Consider the following 307-nt stretch of genomic DNA (forward strand, 5'->3'; position numbering starts at 1 on the left):
ATCGCGTAGCGCTGCATGCCCACCGGCAGGTCGAGGATGTCCACCGGCACCAGGCTTTCCAGGGCGCGGGCGGCGTTGTCGCCGCGCAGGAGGATCTGGCCCATGTGCGACACGTCGAACAGGCCGGCCTGCTCGCGGGTGTGCAGGTGTTCCTTGAGCACGCCGAGCGGGTACTGCACCGGCATGTCGTAGCCGGCGAAGGGCACCATGCGGGCGCCGAGTTCGAGGTGCAGGGCGTGCAGCGGGGTTTTGGCGAGGGTTTCGGTAGTCACGCGGAATCTCCAGTAGGGTGCGCCGTGCGCACCGA

At 68.7% G+C, this 307-nt stretch carries 1 pseudogene; it reads right to left on the bottom strand.

Annotation, left to right across the window (positions count from 1 at the left end):
- Positions 1 to 272, bottom strand: a pseudogene (gene gcvT / locus MnOB_RS11805) (glycine cleavage system aminomethyltransferase GcvT); the annotation flags it as partial.
- Positions 273 to 307 lie beyond the last annotated feature (35 nt).

The sequence above is a fragment of the Metapseudomonas resinovorans genome, from assembly GCF_002003485.1.
Lineage (GTDB): Bacteria > Pseudomonadota > Gammaproteobacteria > Pseudomonadales > Pseudomonadaceae > Metapseudomonas > Metapseudomonas resinovorans_D.